Source organism: Pseudomonas sp. GD03875, from assembly GCF_029840585.1.
Taxonomy (GTDB): Bacteria; Pseudomonadota; Gammaproteobacteria; order Pseudomonadales; family Pseudomonadaceae; genus Aquipseudomonas; species Aquipseudomonas paralcaligenes.
This window is the reverse complement of record NZ_JAOCCV010000001.1, coordinates 155423-170285: the sequence shown is the minus strand read 5'-3', so window position 1 is coordinate 170285 and position 14863 is coordinate 155423. Positions and strand designations below refer to the sequence as shown.

The 14863-nt window shown below is 69.2% G+C and carries 8 protein-coding genes; 7 read left to right on the top strand and 1 reads right to left on the bottom strand.

What is annotated here, in order from left to right; all coding sequences use genetic code 11:
• Positions 1 to 140: 140 nt before the first annotated feature.
• The 7 genes from N5D30_RS00795 to N5D30_RS00765 all read left to right on the top strand — a co-directional run bounded on the left by N5D30_RS00795 (position 141) and on the right by N5D30_RS00765 (position 14087).
• Positions 141 to 3791, top strand: a complete 3651-nt coding sequence (locus tag N5D30_RS00795) for a DUF4132 domain-containing protein (protein WP_279907239.1) — start codon at positions 141 to 143, stop codon at positions 3789 to 3791.
• Positions 3792 to 3895: 104 nt separating this feature from the next.
• Positions 3896 to 7537 carry a DUF4132 domain-containing protein gene (locus N5D30_RS00790; RefSeq protein ID WP_279907238.1) on the top strand — a complete coding sequence of 1214 codons (3642 nt, stop codon included), beginning with the start codon at positions 3896 to 3898 and terminating at the stop codon, positions 7535 to 7537.
• 34 nt (positions 7538 to 7571) lie between these two features.
• The gene (locus tag N5D30_RS00785; RefSeq protein ID WP_279907237.1) at positions 7572 to 8684 is read left to right on the top strand and encodes an AAA family ATPase; all 1113 of its coding nucleotides are present in this window, start codon (positions 7572 to 7574) and stop codon (positions 8682 to 8684) included.
• Complete coding sequence (locus N5D30_RS00780; protein WP_279907236.1) at positions 8677 to 11040, top strand: DUF5682 family protein; 2364 nt, start codon at positions 8677 to 8679, stop codon at positions 11038 to 11040. The genes N5D30_RS00785 and N5D30_RS00780 overlap by 8 nt, the downstream gene beginning before the upstream one ends.
• The gene (locus N5D30_RS00775) at positions 11033 to 12169 is read left to right on the top strand and encodes a VWA domain-containing protein (RefSeq protein WP_279907235.1); all 1137 of its coding nucleotides are present in this window, start codon (positions 11033 to 11035) and stop codon (positions 12167 to 12169) included. Before N5D30_RS00780 ends, N5D30_RS00775 begins: the two co-directional genes overlap by 8 nt.
• A complete protein-coding gene (locus tag N5D30_RS00770) occupies positions 12166 to 13782 on the top strand; it encodes a hypothetical protein (protein ID WP_279907234.1) in 1617 nt (538 codons plus the stop codon). Before N5D30_RS00775 ends, N5D30_RS00770 begins: the two co-directional genes overlap by 4 nt.
• Positions 13779 to 14087, top strand: a complete 309-nt coding sequence (locus N5D30_RS00765; protein ID WP_279907233.1) for a hypothetical protein — start codon at positions 13779 to 13781, stop codon at positions 14085 to 14087. The genes N5D30_RS00770 and N5D30_RS00765 overlap by 4 nt, the downstream gene beginning before the upstream one ends.
• A gap of 159 nt (positions 14088 to 14246) precedes the next feature.
• Here the strand turns inward: N5D30_RS00765 and N5D30_RS00760 are convergent, their stop codons facing one another.
• Positions 14247 to 14756 carry a hypothetical protein gene (locus N5D30_RS00760; protein WP_279907232.1) on the bottom strand — a complete coding sequence of 170 codons (510 nt, stop codon included), beginning with the start codon at positions 14754 to 14756 and terminating at the stop codon, positions 14247 to 14249.
• Between the last annotated feature and the right edge of the window lie 107 nt (positions 14757 to 14863).

Here is a 14863-nt window from a genome sequence, read left to right as displayed (position 1 = left end):
TACCCGACTGGACAACTCGCCGCTTCCTCCGGTCGATGCGAACGACGAATCTGTAGCCGACCACCAGGCGCGAAGAAAGCCTGGCCTCGTAACCCGCGAAGAACACCGTCAGTGCGTATCGACGGATAAGGAGTGTCACCGTGTCGAGCAATTTCGATGTCATCCTCCATCTGGCCGAGGCCCACGGCCACGACGAGTTCCTGCGGCGCCTGGAGCAGGCCTATCGGGAGCGGGGTGTTGGCCAGGACCTGGACTACGCCTGCATCGAAGGCTACTGGCGCGGTGAGGCGGCATTGCCCGAGGCATGGCGGCAGCGGCTCGCCCGGGAGATGATCCCGGGCCAGCGGCAGGCCCAGTATTTCTCGACCAGCGCCGTTTCCAGCGTCTTCTACGGCTGGGCGCTGGGCGACCTGCCGCTGCCGGACTGGCTGGTGTGCTGGGAGCGGCTGGTGGTGCTGCTCGCGCCCTTCACCTCGGACTGCTACCTGGCCTCGAACTGGATGCCCAGGGCCCACTACGTGGACGGCAAGATTCCCGCCCGCGAATGGGAAGGCGTCATGCGTGACGCCATGCTGGCGTGGGCCGGGGCGCTCGCCACCGGCGAGGGCGAGTGGAGCGGCCTGCATCGCTGGCTGCTCGATGCCCAGGCCGATCCGGGCTGGCTGCAACGGGTGCTGGCCGGGATTCCCAAGCTGAGTTCCAGCCAACTGGACATCCTGCTCAACCTGCGTCTGTACCTGACCATCGTCCGCGAGCAACTGCTGCTCGGCGAGCAAGGGCCGGACCACTGGATAGACTGGCTGTACAGCTTCGTGTCACGCCTCGACGATCTGCCCTACCGGCTGAACCTGCGGGGGGACATGTACGCCTTTTGCCACAACCTCGCCCTGCCGACCCTGCGTCTGCTCTCCGTCAGTCCGCGTCTGGCCGAAGGCCTGCTCAGCGAGGACCACAACAGGAAATCCGCCAGCAACACGCTGTTCAGCATGTTCGACCTGTCCGTGCTGATGGCGGAACCGTTGCCGGCGTTCGTGGCATGGCTCGACTCGCTGCCGGGCCAGGTGGTGGGCGGGTTGCGCAGCTCCGAGCGATTCGTGACCGGGTTCCCCGCCGCGTCGCTGGCCCTGGAGCAGCGGCGCTTCGCCGCAAAGGGCGAGATCTATTGCTTCCCGATTTCGCCGGAGTCCGTGGGCTGGTATCGCCAGATCATCGGCCGGGTTCCGTCGGGGGATCGTCTGTTCGAGCGTCTGTGCGAGGTGCTGAGGGATCACCTGGCCGAAGAGCAGTTCCACGAGGTCATCGCCAGCGTCGTGGCGAACGATGAGCGCGCCTGGGTCCACTGGGACATTCTCTCGCGCGCGCTGGACACTGGCCGCCTCTATGCCTACCTGGGAGCCGCCAACGACAGCCTGAGGCACGCTGCCGTCAGGCGCCTGATGAAGCTGGCCGTCACGCTGCGCCAGCCCGGCGCCGACCCCAAGGCCCGTGACGCGTGGCAGGCCGAGCCCGAGAACAGGCAGTTGCTCGAACGTGCCAGCCAGGCGTATCCGCATCTGTTCATCTCCGCGCTTTTCGTGCATGACCTGTGGTCGGGCGCCGACAGCTTCGAGCGCTGGGCCATCCTGTGGCGGGCCGCCAGCCCGGATGACCGGCAGCGGATGGCCGGGCTGCTGCTGGGCAGCCTGCACTACGCGCAGCGCGGCTTCGACGAGCCGGTGCGCTTCGCGGAGTCCCGGTACGCCGAGGCTCCCGAAGCGTTCCAGCAGTACATCGCGAAGGAGCACCCCTACAACCTGTCCGACATCGCGGCCTTGCTGGGGGCCATCGACTCGCCCCTGCAGGCGCTGACGGCCGCTGTCGCCGTACGCTTCATCAAGCCCAGCCAGCGGCCCGGCAAGGCCATCTTCAAGGCCGTGCGCCGCGGCTTGAGCGCCTACCCGGGCTCGTTCTCCGCGCTCGAGCAGAAGGAGCAACTGCGCCTGCTGCCGCTGATGGATGAGGCCTGTGTCGAAGCCTGCCGGGATGCCCTGGTCCAGTTGCTGGGCAGCAGCTCCAAACCGGTCCGTGTCCCAGCCGCCGCGCTGATCGCCCGCTGCAGCCCTGAACTCATCGAGCGCTGCGCGCTGCTGGATACACCGCCCAAGCCGCGCAAGACCATCCTCACCGGCATGGCGCTGTCGCGCGCCTCCGGGATGGCCGGACTGATCGCCCGCCACCTGGACGACAAGGCCCACGACGACTACAGCCGCAGCCTGAGCCTGGACGCGCTGGAGCGGACCCGGTATCCGCTCCAGGGTCTGGACCCCTGGCTCGACCTGGACCTGGCGGCCCTGCAGGCGATAGCGCGCGACGCCACCATCGCACCCGCCGTCGACCTGTACTGGGACGACCGGGTCGCGCAACTCACCGAGGCGCTCGGCGAGGCGCTGGGGCGTTACGCGCTATCGCTGCTGGCCGAGTCCGGCGAAGGCGGGCTGCCGCGCAGGGTGCGGCAGATCACGCGCCTGATGCCCGCCGGCCGGTGCAGCGACCTGGCACTGCACGCCGTCGAGTTCTGGATACTGCGCGAAGACTCGACCGAGTTCGACTGGCTGCTGCCTCTGCTGGATCTGTATGGGGACGAGCGGGCGGTCAACGCCCTGGTCAAGGCCATCAAGGGCTGGAAGAAACAGCGCAAGGCCAAGGCCGCCCTGGGGCTGCGCACGCTCTGCCGGATTCCGGGTGTCTACGGCGCTTCCCAGGTGCGCGAGCTGTGGGAGAACGGCAAGTTCGCCGAGGCGCTCAAGGACACCACCCGGCAGATTCTGGTCGAGGCCGCCCAGCAGCAGGACATGGACCTGGACGAGTTCCTCGAACTGCTGGTGCCCGATTTCGGCATGCAGCGCGACGGCCTCAGGCTGGACGTCGGCAGTACCGTCTACACCGTGCGCATCGCGGCGGACCTGAGCCTGGCGGTGGTGGCCGAGAACGGCAAGGCCGGCAAGAGCCTGCCCAAGGCCAAGGCCGGCGAGGACCCGGCCAAGCGCGACCTGGCGGAGGCGCAGTTCAAGGCCTTGTCGAAGAACCTCAAGCCCGTGCTCAAGCAGCAGGGCAAGCGGCTGGTCGGTCACTTCCAGTTGGGCACCAGCTGGACGGCGCAGACCTGGCGCCGGTTGTTCGTCGAGCAGCCGCTGATGAGCTGTATCGGCCAGGCCGTGGTGTGGGCCGCGGAAGACGCGGACGGCCAGCCCCTGGTCCGTTTCCGCCCGGACGCCACCGGTGTCCTGATCGGCCTCGACGACGCGCCGGTGGAGCTGCCCGCCGATGCGCAGGTGCATATCGCCCATCCGCTGGAACTGGATGTCGCCGAGCGCGAAGCCTGGGCGCAGCACATGGCCGACTACGAGCTGACCTCGCCGATCGGCCAATGGGAGGCGGCCGTCTGCCCGCCGACCGAACAGGAACTGGGCGCCGAGCAGATCGACCGGGCCAAGGGCGTCAACGTGACCCGCGCCCAGATCGGCGGCCTGCTGGATCGCTGGGGCTACACCAAGGGGCATACCGGCGACGGCGCCATGATCGATGACCACTACGCCTATCTCGACAACCAGCGCTGGATGATCTGCCTCGATCACGATGGCTTCAGCGTCATCTTCGAGGCCGAGGAGTCGGTGGAGGTGGGCTCGTTCACGGTCAGCCGCAAGGACGACGACGGCCCCTACGTGCCGCAGCGGCTCAAGGACCTGCCGCCGACCCTGCTCAATACGCTGCTGGCCCAGGCCGAGACCCTGCTGCGGCTGGAGTCGGCCTGATGCCTTCGCGCCGCGAACCGATGAGGCGCGGGCCGAATGACCGGCCGCGACCGGTGCGAGCCCCTGAGAAACAGCACTTCGAAATCTACCCGGGACGGTGATTCATGACGGACGACATCGACTTTATCCATCATCTGGCGCAGGCCAAGGACGAGACGGACTTTCTGCAGCGGCTGGCCAGCGCCTACCAGCTGCACTCCATCGGCGCGGGTCTCGACTTCGCCGGCGTGGAGCGCTACTGGCGGGCGCAGGCGGACCTGCCTGACGAGTGGCGCCGGGCTCTGGCGCAGAACGCCTATCTGCACAACCAGGGCGCCTCCAACTTCTACATCGGCGACCGCGTCAAGGCGTTCTATGGCTGGGCGCTGGCCGACCGGCCTGCCGAGACGTGGCTGGACCGCTGGGAGCGCGTCATCCAGCTGTTCAGCCCCTTCGCCAGCAGCGGGAGCCTGGGCCGGACCTGGCTGCCCAGCGCGAGCGGAGCCGGGCAGCGCGCCTGGGAGCGCGTGGCGGGCACGTTGATGAAGACATGGGCCCGGGATATCGCCACTGGCGAGGGCGGCTGGTTGGCGGTTCAGCAGTGGCTGCTGGCGGCGCAAGCCGATCCCGCGTGCCTGAGCGATGCGCTGGTCGAGTGGCAGGAGCTTCCTCTGTTTGTCGTGGAAAGACTGATCGGGCTTCGGATGTTCATGACGATCATCCGGGAACAGCTCCAACTCGACGAGGTGACTCCGGAGCGCTGGATCGATCTGCTGCTGGTCAATGCAGGAAGCATTTCACGCAGTCCCGATGACTCCGATTTCCCTTATGGCGTGGCCCGAAACGTCAGGCACCAGTTCCACCTGCCGCTGCTGAAACTCCTGGTCGAGAGCCCACGCCTGAGGGAGATTCTGGGAGCGGACTCGGCGAGGGACTTCCCCGCCAGTGAAATCTTCGGTGATCTCAACCTGGCGGTTCTGGTCGCCGAGCCTCTGGATGGGTTCAGGCAGCTCCTGGAGGGCACCTCGAAAGAGGTACTGGCCGGTATGTGGGGCAATGGCGAATTCCACGCCCGTTGCCCGGAGGCGGCATTGATGTTCCACCAGCGCAAGTTCGAGCTGGGGGCGGGATTCAGCACGGACCTGGACTCGCCGAAGGCCCTGGAATGGTATGGCGAGGTCATTGCCCAGATCCCGTCGGATAGCCGGGATTTTGCCGAGATACTGGAGAAGCTGGCGGATCACCTCGACGAGGCCGCTCTGCACGACCTCATCGTGCGGGTGCTCGCCAACGATCCGCAGGCCCGGCCGTGCTTCAGGCTGCTCGATAAGGTTGCGGATGCGGACCGGCTCCGCTCCTACCTGAAGTCACCCAATGCCTCGTTGCCGGGCATGGCTGCGGTGCGTTTGCTCGAGCTGGCCACTGTCCTCAGAAATGCTGACGACGAGGACGGCTGGGGCCGGGATGCCTGGGTGCCGGAGCCAGGCAACTGGGAGGTGCTGACCCAGGTCAGCCGGGATTATCCCGCGCTCTTTATCGACTGCCTGGACGCAGGCGACCTCTGGCGGGGTCGCGATCGCATCGAGCGCTGGGCGTTGCTCTGGAGTGCCGCAGGCGATGCCGACGACCGCCTGAAAATAATAGAGAAATGCTTTGCCTATGATGGCTTGGGCAGTGACACCGAGCACCAAGGGCTGGTGGCTTTTGTCGAGACGCTGTTCGACGAGGCCCCGCAGCTTTTCCATCGATACGTCGAAGAGGCATATGACGATTCCCTGAAGCGCGTGGTCGTGGCACTCGGGGGCCACCAGACGCCGCTGTTGCAACTGCTTCCCTCGATGGCCGGCCGCTTCCTGACGCTCGGCTCGCGCCCCCGTCCGGCGGTCGTGCAAGCCGTGCGGCGCGCCCTGCTGGCCCATCCCTCGGCATTCGCCGATCTCGACGAGAAGGCGCAGATCACCTTGCTGCCCCTGTTCGACGATGCGTGCCTCGAAGCCTGTGCCGATGCCTTGAGCCGGGTCTTTGCCAGCAACTCGAAGACGCTGCGGGCGCCCGCGGTATCCCTGGTCGCCCGCTGCGCTCCCCAGGTGTTGCTGCGCAGCGGTCTGCTCGACGCCGCGCCGAAGGCCCGCAAGCCGGTGCTGATCGGCATGGCCCTGTCTCCGGACCCGGGCATGGCGGAGTCGATCGTGCGGCACATCGCCGACAAGGCCCACGACGAGTACAGCCGCAGCGTCAGCCTCGATGCGCTGGAGCGCGCCGGGTATCCGCTGCAGGGGCTCGACCCCTGGGCCGGCATCGACCTGGCGGGCCTGCAGGCCCAGGCGCGGGGCGCCAAGGTCCCCTCGGTGGTCGGCAAATGCTGGAACGACGCCTTTGCCAGCCTGCTGACGCCCCTCGGCGAGCCGCTCGGGCAGTTCCTGCTGGCCATCCTCGCCGAAGGCGGCGAAGTGCTGCCGCGGCGTGCCCGGCAGATCCTGGCATTCCTGCCGGCGGGGTGGCGCAGCGACCTGGCGCTGCTCGGCGTCGAGCAGTGGATCGCCGCCGATGGCGCGACCGCCCAGGACTGGCTGCTGCTGCCGCTGGAGCCCTACGGCGACGAGCGCGCGGCCAATGCCCTGGTCAAGGCCGTCAAGGACTGGAAGAAGGTACGCAAGCAGAAGGCCAGTGCCGCCATCCGCCTGCTGTGCCGGCTGCCCGGCAACTATGGGGTGTCCCAGGTGCGCGAGTTGTGGGAGAGCGGCAAGTTCTCCGATTCGATCATGCAGAATGCCCGCCTGGCGCTCACCGAGGTGGCGCAGAAGCAGGACATGACCCTGGAGGAGTTCCTCGAACAGCTGGTGCCCGATTTCGGACTGCAGCGCGACGGCCTGAGGCTGGATGTGGGGCCGACCGTCTACACCGTGCGCATCCGCCCCGACCTGAGCCTGGCGGTGCTGGACGAGAAGGGCAAGGCCGGCAAGAGCCTGCCCAAGGCCAAGGCCGGCGAGGACCCGGACAAGCGCAGCCTGGCGGAGAACCAGTACAAGGCGCTGACCAAGAACCTCAAGTCGGTGCTCAAGCAGCAGGCCAGGCGCCTGACCCGTGCCTTGCAGCTCGGCACCTCCTGGCCGGCCGAGACCTGGCGCCGCCTGTTCGCCGAGCATCCGTTGATGGCCTGCATCGCCCAGGGCGTGGTGTGGGCCGCCGAGTCGGCGGATGGCCAGCCATGGGCGCGTTTCCGGCCGGACGATACCGGCGCATTGATCGACCTGGAGGACCGGGACTTCGCCCTGGCGGACGGCGCGCGGGTGCATATCGCCCATCCCCTGGAACTGGAGGAGGCCGAGCGCGCGGCCTGGGTGCAGCACTTCGCCGACTACGCTCTGGTGTCGCCGATCGGCCAATGGGAGGTCGTGGTGGTTCGACCTTCCGCCGAGGAGCTGCAGGCCAGTGAACTCGCCCGCGCCAAGGGCGCGTGCCTGTCGCGCGGCAAGCTGGGCAGCCTGCTGGAGCGCTGGGGCTACCTCAAGGGAGAGGCCGGCGATGGCGCGATGGTCAACGAGCACTACTGGTCCCTGGACGGCGAGCGCTGGCTGATGAGCCTCGACCATAGCGGAATCAGTGTGTTCTTCGATCCGGACGAGGAAGTGGAAGTCGGGACCTTCACGGTGAGCAAGCGGGAAGAGGAGGGCTATGTCCGCCAGCGCATGGAGGACCTGCCGCCCGCCTTGCTCAACACCTTGCTGGCCCAGGCCGAAACGCTGTTGCAACTGGAATCGGCCTGATGGTCGCGCCGCATGCCACCACGAGGAGAGGCGAATGAGCGGGAACGATCCGAAAAGTGACGCGGCCCAGCGCCTGCCCGCCGAGCAGGCGCACGCCGCCGAGCTGCAGCGCCTGGCCGAGGCTGATGGCGGCCCGCGCCCGCCCGGCTGGCGCCTGTCGCCGGCCATGGTGCGCACCTTCATCCTCGGCAGCGGTGGCGACGAGATCGGCGGTACCCCGGTGCTGCGCAAGGTGTTCGGCAACGACGACGTGGTCGAACGCGCCATCGTCACCCTGATCGGCCAGCGCGGGCTGATGCTGGTGGGCGAGCCCGGCACGGCCAAGTCGCTGCTGTCGGAGCTGCTGGCGGCGGCCATCTGCGGCGACAGTACCCTCGCCGTGCAGGGCAGCGCCGGGGTGGTCGAGGAGAACATCCGCTACGGCTGGAACTACGCCCTCCTGCTGCGCTCCGGGCCGGGTCCCGAGGCGCTGGTGCCCGGGCCGCTGCACCGGGCCATGAACCGTGGCGCCCTGCTGCGTTTCGAGGAAATCACCCGCTGCCCGACCGAGGTGCAGGACAACCTCATCCCCATCCTTTCCGAGCGCCTGCTGCAGGTGCCGGAGATGAAGGAGAGCGACGGTGCCTACCTGCTGGCGCAGCCCGGCTTCAACGTGATCGCCACCGCCAACCTCAAGGACCGGGGCGTCAACGACATGTCCTCGGCGCTCAAGCGCCGCTTCAATTTCGAAACCATGCGCCCGCTGGCGCGCCTGCAGGAGCAGAAGGAGCTGCTGCAGCGCGAGGTCAACCGCCAGTTGCGCGAGCAGGGCATCGCCACCGGGTTGAGCGGCGATGTGGCGCAGTTGCTGGCGACCGCCTTCCAGGAGCTGCGCGCCGGCAGCGTGCAGGGCACGGCGGTCGAGTCGCCGACGACGGTGCTGTCGACGGCCGAGGCCATCGCGGTAGCCTTCAGCGCGGCGGTGCAGTGCCACTACTTCGGCCTGCCCGAGGTGCGGCCGCGCGACCTGTCGCGCTTCATGCTGGGCACGGTGATCAAGGACGACGAACAGGATGCCCGGCGCTTCCGCGACTACCTGCGCGTGGTGCGGCGGCTGCGCAGCGCCAGCCCGGAGTGGCAGGACTTTGCCGACGCCCGGGATGACTGAGGACTGGGACTGCGCGCGGCTGCCCTCGGCCTATGCCGCCCATCCCGAGCTGATCTGGGCGCCGATCCGCCATCACAGCCCGCATTGCGCCTGGCAGGTGCGCCGGCTGATCGAGGCCGTGCGCCCGGACGTGGTGCTCATCGAGGGGCCCAGCGAGGCCAACGACCTGCTGTCCCATCTGCTGGACGAACAGACCCGGCCGCCGGTGGCGCTGTTCATCCATGCCCGGTCGCCCGGCAGGCAGGCCGCCCAGGCGCGCTGCTTCGTGCCGATGGCCGCCATGTCGCCGGAGTGGGTCGCGCTGCGCGAGGCCAACCGCCTGGGCATCGAGACCCGTTTCATCGATCTGCCGTACATGGCCCGCCAGGCGCTGCTGGACCCGGACGCCGAGGCGGACGACGAGCTGGAGCCGCCGCTCAACGACGATCGCCGGATGGCCCGGGGCGATGCCATGGCCACCCTGCTGGCGGTCAGCGGCTGCGTGGATTTCGACACCTGGTGGGAGCGCCATTTCGAGAGCGGCGTCGCCTACCCGACGGCGGAGGACTTCTTTGTCCGCCTGCTGCACCTGGGCCACTACCTGCGCGAGGGCGACGGGGTCGATGCCCTGACCCTGGCGCGCGAAGCGCACATGGCGGTGGCGATCAACCGGGCGCGGGCGGAGGGCAAGCGCTGCCTGGTCGTGTGCGGCGCGTTCCATTGCCTGGGCATCCTGGCGCAGCTGGAGGCGCCCGGCGCGTTTCCCGAAGTGGCGGCGGATGCGGCCGGTGTGCACCTGGTGAACTACTCGCTGCAACGGCTCAACGCGACCCGCCACTATGCCGCCGGCATCCCGGATTGCGCGTACCAGGCGCGGGTCTGGTCGGTGCTGTCGCGGCGGCGGGAGAATGCCGGCGAGGTGCATCAGGAGGTGCACGCCGGCCTGGCCCTGGAGCTGGTCGAGCACCTGCGCCAGCAGCGTCTGGGCGCGGCCTTTCCGGACGCGGTGGAGGCGGTGGTGATGGCCAAGCGGCTGGCGGCTCTGCGCGGGCACGGGGTAGGACGGCTGGAACTGCGCGAGGCGCTGCTCAGCAGCGTGCTCAAGCAGGCCCGGGACGGCAGCGAACAGACGCTGCTGGCCGGGATCGAGCGCTTTCTCGCCGGCAACGAGAGTGGCCGCCTGCCGGCGGGCTTGCCGGTGCCGCCGCTGATGGCCGACTTCCGCCAGCACTGTCGTCGCCTGCGCCTGCCATCTTCCGCCGGCGCGCCGCTCGAGCGGGCGCTGGATATCTACCGCAGCGCCAGGCATCGCGAGCAGTCGCATATGCTGCATCGCCTGGAGTTCCTCGGGGTGCCCTACGCGACCCTGCTCGCCGGCCCGCGCTTCGCCCAGGGGCAGGACCTGCAGCGGGTGCGCGAGGTGTGGTCGATTCGCTGGCAGCCGGAAACGGAGGCCGTGCTGACCGAGCGCAGCCACTATGGCGGCCGCCTGCTGGACGCGGCGACCGCCTGCTGCCGCGAACGCATGGAGCAGGCTCGGCGCCAGCGCAGGGAGCCGGCGAGCCTGCTGATCGAAGCCCTGGCGATGGGGCTGCACGACCTGCTCGGCGCCCTGTTGCATCAGGTCGAGCACTGGCTGGAAAGGGAGGGCGATCTGCTCGAACTGTGCCGTGGCCTGCTGCGCCTGGATGCCGCCCGCCACGCGCGCTCGGCGCTGGGTGGGCAGGGGCTGGAAGCGCTCGACGGGCTGCTCGCCCTGTGTTTCCAGCGCATCTGCCTGTGCCTGCCCTGGCAGGGCGGGTTGTCCCAGGAAAACCATGACGAGCTGGCCGATGCCCTGGTGGACATGCTCAACCTGGTTACCCTGGACACCCCGGGCTGCGAACCGGAGTCCTTCTTCGAGGCTTTGCAACTGATGCTGACGATGCACCCTTCGGCACTGCTCAGAGGGCTGATCCATGGCGTGCTGCTGGAAGGGCGGCGGATGGATGTGGAGGCCGTGACCGATGCCCTGGGCGCGACGGCAGGTGAGGCCTTCGTCGACGTCGAGGCCCCGGGGCGGTTCGTCGCCGGACTCCTGCGCGTCGCCCGCCACCGCCTGCTGCAGGAGGAGCGGTTGCAGGCATGTATGGGCGATATGTTGTTGTCCTGGGACGAGGAGACCTTTCTCCAGGCCCTGCCGGGTCTGCGCCTGGCCTTCACCCAGCTGTCGCCGCGCCAGTTGAGCGAGCTGGCGGGCGACGTCATGCCGGGCGTCGCTGCGCGCCTGCCGGCAGCGTCGCGGCACTGGTCGAGCGACGACCTGCAGCGCGCGGCGCAGCTGCGGTCGGACCTGGGCGCGGCGCGCCTGCTCTGGGATGGAGGGCGCGATGACTGATGCCGAACTGCGCCGGCGCTGGCGTCTGGTGCTGGGGAGGGACAGCGAGCCCGCCGGCGGCGAGCTGAGCGAGGTCGATGGCGCCCGCGATGCGGCGCTGGACTACCTGTACCAGCGCGAATACGCCCAGCGCACCCACGGGCCGCGGGACCAAGAGCGCGGTGCCGGCAGCGAAGGCTCCCGGCTGACCGCGGTACGCTGGCTGGAGGGTGTGCGCCGCCTGTTCCCGCAGGGCACGGTGGAGGCCCTGCAGCGCCAGGCGATCGAGCGCTACGGCCTGACCGCGTTGCTGACCGACCCCGAGGTGCTGCGCCGGGCCACGCCGAACATCGAGCTGGTGCAGACACTGCTGACCTTCCGCCACTGGCTGCCGGAAGCCCTGATGGGCGAGGTCAGGCAGATCATCCGCCAGGTCTGCGACGACCTGGCCGAGCGGCTGGCGCGCAACGTGCGCAACCGGATCGAAGGGCGGCGGATACGCCATGCCCAGGGCGGCCGGCCCAGCCACGCGGTGCTGGACTGGTCGATGACGCTGCGCCGCAACCTGCGCCACTACGACCTGGAAAACCAGGTGCTGCTGTTGCAGCGCCTCTACTACAACCCGCAGCGCCAGCGCCGACTGCCCTGGGAGATCATCCTGGTGGTCGACCAGAGCGGATCGATGAGCAGCTCGGTGATCCATGCCGCGGTGGTCGCCGGCATCTTCAGCCGCCTGCGCAGCCTGCAGACGCGGATGCTGCTGTTCGATACCCAGGTGGTGGATGTCGGCGACCGTCTCGACGACCCGGTGGAAACGCTGCTGGCGGTGCAGCTGGGCGGCGGCACCGACATCGGCCTGGCCCTCGCCCACGCGGAAACCCTGGTGACCCGGCCGAGCCGCTGCATGCTGGTGCTGATCAGCGACTTCTGCGAGGGGGCCGACCCGGCCCGGATGCTCGGCTGCGTGACGCGCCTGGCCGAGTCCGGGGTCAGCCTGCTCGGCCTGGCCGCGCTGGACGAGCAGGCGCAGCCGGCCTACGACCAGGCGATGGCGGGCGAGCTGGTCGCGCGCGGCATGGCGGTGGCGGCGATGACGCCCGAGCACCTGGCCGACTGGGTGGCCAGCTGCATGGCGGAGAAGGGGGCATGAGCCTGCACGCCTGGCTGCGCGGCCTCACCGAGGAGACCCTGGTGGGCTGGGCCAATCGCGGCCTGGTCCGGCGGGCGCGCAAGCTGCTGGAGGATCAGGCCCCCATCGGCTGGTTGCTGGAGGAGGCGCGCGCCGAGGCCGAACTGGAGGGCTACCGGCAACAGCTGGACGGTGTCGGTTTCGAACACCTGCGATGCAGCTGCCCCGCCTTCGGTGTCTGTCACCATCAACTGGGCCTGCTGCTCGGGCTGAGCGAGCGCCTGGCCGCCTGCGCTGAAACGGCTCCGCTTGCGCCGGAGCCGGAGGCGGGCGAGCCCTGGCTGATCGACGACGCCGGCGAGCGCGAGAGGCTGCTGGGGCGGGCTTCCATCACCAAGGCCCGGCGCTGGCGGGCCCAGGGTGCTGAGGCGCAATGGGTGATCGATGAGCGCCAGCTGTCGGCGACGTTGGCCGATCCCGAGGTGGCCACGGTGATGATCCCGCGCGCCGGTGGCCTGCCGGCCTCGCTGTGCTCCTGCCGGGAAAGCCGCTGCGCCCACCGTGCGCTGGTCGTGTTGCAGCTGGTCGAGCCGGACGAGCCGGAGGCCGAGGCGCTGAGCGACGCCCAGCGGCAGGCACTGGCGGCGCTCGATGGCTGGCTGGAGGAGCTGGCCGTGATCGGCATGAGCGGCGGTTCGAGCCTGTTCGTCGCGCGTGGGCAGGCCCTGGCCACCGAGTTGCTGCAGGCCGACCTGCCGCTGCCGGGGCGCCTGCTGGCGCGCCTGGCGGGCCTGCTCGACGACGAGCGCCAGGGCATGGCCGCCAGCCAGGTGCGGCAGGTGCGCCGCCAGCTGGCGGAGCTGCTTGCCCACCGCCATGCGCTGGCCCGGGTGCCGTTGCCGCAGCCGCTATCACGGCTGGCCGGCCTGCACCGGCAGAAGTTCGCCGCCTGCGAGAACCTGCGCCTGCTGTGCCTGACCGCCGAATGCTGGGAGACCGCCGGCGGCTACCGCGGATACCGCCTGCACTTCGTCTCCCCCACGGATCGCCGTTGCTACAGCCTGTCCGAGTCCCGCTCGCTGGCCTTGCATCCCGGCTGGAGCGCCGAGGGCGCGCTGGCCCAGGCGATGCTCGCCGACCAGCCGGCGGTGAAGCTGCTGGGCATGGAGTGCCTGCTGGAACGGGGCTGGGTCAGCGAGGACGGACGGCTCTCCGCCCGTGCCGGAACGCGCCTGCGGGTGATCGAACCCTGGCCGAAGGAGGCGCTACCGGCACTGGTCGATGCGCCTGCTGCCCGCCTGCTGCGCATCGCCGAGCATCGCCAGGCCTGGCTCTACCGCAGCGATCCGCAGCCCTGGGGGCTGGTGTCCGCGCGCCTGCTCAAGGCACCGGTGTTCGAGCGCCTGGGGCAGCGCTGGCTGGGCGAGGCGGTCAGCGAGGACGGTTATCGCTTTCCCCTGGTGATGGCCGCCGGCGCCGGGTGCCCGCGCGCCGCCCGTATCCTGGCCGCGGCGGAGGGCGACGACGTTCTGCTGTTCGGCCGCTGGGTCGTCGAGGGCGATGCGCCCCTTTTCTCACCGGTCGCGCTGTTCGACGCCCGTGGCCGGCATCATCTGTTCAGTGAGGTCCGATGAACGATCCGTTGAGGGACTGGCTGGAAGACTGGGGGCAGTGGCTCGACGCCCTGCTGGCCACCGGCCTGGCCTGCCCGACCCGCGAGGCGAGGCAGCGCATCGCCCGCTGGAGCGAGGAGGCCGAGCTGCTCGGTTTCCTCGACCAGCGCCTGGCCGCGTTGCGCCTGCTCGAAGAAGGCGTCGCGATGGCGGAGCGGGCCCGCATCTTCTTCGCGCTGCTGCAGGAGCAGGACATGCTGGTGCGGCTGCATGAGGCCCGGCAGCTCAGGGACCGGGCCGAGGCGCTGGTCGGTCCTTCGGCGTAGATCGCTTAGAACCTGTTCAAAGTCTCGCGAGCTAGAGCCAAACGGTGGCGGAAATGACTGAGGAAGCGGAGTTTACGAGTGGTAAATGAGCATTCCGAGGCCGTTTCCAACGCCGTTTGGCCGACGCGCAGCAGACTTTGAACAGGTTCTTAGAACCGATCAGAGAGCGCACAGCGTATCCAGCGGCTCGCGTTTGCTTATCTCGCATGTATCCGCCGTCGCGCCGTTGCACCGGCTGCCGAGTACCAGCTGGTTGCCTTCCACCGCCATGCGCTGGCCGGAGATGTCCCGGCTCAGCAGCCGCTGGCAGGTGCGGGTGTCGTAGACCATCAGGTCGCCGCTGGAGCCGCTGGTCTCGTAGGTCAGCAGGCGCGTTTCGTCGAGGCTGAGGTACATCGGTTCGCGGGCCCAGATGCCGCCGTCCTCGATCAGGCAGCGGCGGCCGCTGGTCTTGTCCAGGAGAATGGCGGGCGGCTCGGGGAACGCGTCGGGTTCGGCGATGTTGGGATTTTCGTTTGTAAAGCGCACCTCGATGCGTTCGCCTGCGGCGGCAAATGTGCCCGGGGCGCTGGCATCGGCGGCGAGGTGCAGCGGCGCGAAGCCGCAGTCGGCGGCCTGGGCGCAGGTGGCGAGGAGCGAGGCGGCGAGTGCCGTGCCGAGGGCTTTCATGGCGGATGTCCTTTCCGTGGGGGTGGTGAATGATCGCGGGGCGGCCGCTGCGCAGCATAAGCCGCGTGGATGATCGGCGGCATGACCTGCGTCTTGTCCGCGACGGC

Bases quoted from the DNA above. Each gene is read 5' to 3' on its own strand.
- N5D30_RS00765 (WP_279907233.1), top strand. From the start codon at position 13,779: ATGAACGATCCGTTGAGGGACTGGCTGGAAGACTGGGGGCAGTGGCTC.
- N5D30_RS00775 (WP_279907235.1), top strand. From the start codon at position 11,033: ATGACTGATGCCGAACTGCGCCGGCGCTGGCGTCTGGTGCTGGGGAGG.
- N5D30_RS00770 (WP_279907234.1), top strand. From the start codon at position 12,166: ATGAGCCTGCACGCCTGGCTGCGCGGCCTCACCGAGGAGACCCTGGTG.
- N5D30_RS00780 (WP_279907236.1), top strand. From the start codon at position 8,677: ATGACTGAGGACTGGGACTGCGCGCGGCTGCCCTCGGCCTATGCCGCC.
- N5D30_RS00760 (WP_279907232.1), bottom strand. From the start codon at position 14,756: ATGAAAGCCCTCGGCACGGCACTCGCCGCCTCGCTCCTCGCCACCTGC.
- N5D30_RS00790 (WP_279907238.1), top strand. From the start codon at position 3,896: ATGACGGACGACATCGACTTTATCCATCATCTGGCGCAGGCCAAGGAC.
- N5D30_RS00785 (WP_279907237.1), top strand. From the start codon at position 7,572: ATGAGCGGGAACGATCCGAAAAGTGACGCGGCCCAGCGCCTGCCCGCC.